This window comes from Sphaerothrix gracilis Ecp01, assembly GCF_030405905.1.
Lineage (GTDB): Bacteria > Cyanobacteriota > Cyanobacteriia > Phormidesmidales > Phormidesmidaceae > Sphaerothrix > Sphaerothrix gracilis.
Map to the genome: position 1 here is coordinate 1 of NZ_JASATW010000140.1, position 1,060 is coordinate 1,060.

The window sequence follows — 1,060 nt, forward strand, 5'->3', positions numbered from 1 at the left end:
CGGGCATAAACATACTACCGAAGCTATGGACTTGTAAAAGTGGTAGGGGAGCATTGTAGTGTCGTCGAAGGTGTACTGTGAGGTATGCTGGAGAAGCTACAAAAGAAAATGTAGGCATAAGTAACGATAATGCGGGCGAGAAACCCGCACACCGAAAGACTAAGGTTTCCTCAGCTATGCTAATCAGCTGAGGGTTAGTCGGGACCTAACGCGAACCCGAAAGGGGTAGTGGATGGACAACGGGTTAATATTCCCGTACCTGCTCACACTAAAAGTGACGGATCTCCGTGGTTGCTGCGTACTGACGGAATAGTACGTTGAAGCGCAAGCGATAGTACACTGAGGCTACGGCCAAGGTGATAATGCAGCGAAGGAGGTTCCAAGAAAAGCGAGTGAAGCAGCCCGTACCGTAAACCGACACAGGTAGTTGGGATGAGAATTCTAAGGTGCTCGAGAGATTCATGGCTAAGGAACTAGGCAAAATAGACGCGTAACTTCGGGAGAAGCGTCGCCTGTAGTAATACAGGCCGCAGTGAAAAGATCCAAGCGACTGTTTATCAAAAACACAGGGCTCTGCTAAATCGAAAGATGATGTATAGGGCCTGACACCTGCCCGGTGCTGGAAGGTTAAGTGGAGGGTTTAGAAGTTTACTTCGAAGATCTCAAATGAAGCCCCAGTAAACGGCGGCCGTAACTATAACGGTCCTAAGGTAGCGAAATTCCTTGTCGGGTAAGTTCCGACCTGCACGAATGGTGTAACGATTTGGATACTGTCTCAGCCATGAGCTCGGTGAAATTGTAGTATCGGTGAAGATGCCGATTACCCGCAGTGGGACGAAAAGACCCCGTGAACCTTTACTATAGCTTAGTATTGGCTTTGGATAAGTAATGTGTAGGATAGGTGGGAGACTTTGAAGTGGCGTCGCCAGGCGTTGTGGAGTCATTGTTGAAATACCACCCTTTGCTTATCTAGAGTCTAACTTCTTGCGAAGGACAGTGCTTGGTGGGTAGTTTGACTGGGGTGGTCGCCTCCAAAAGAGTAACGGAGGCTTCTAAAGGT

The 1,060-nt window shown here is 48.6% G+C and carries 1 rRNA gene; it reads left to right on the forward strand.

Annotation, left to right across the window (positions count from 1 at the left end):
- Window positions 1–1,060 (forward strand): 23S ribosomal RNA (locus QJQ48_RS28325); the annotation flags it as partial.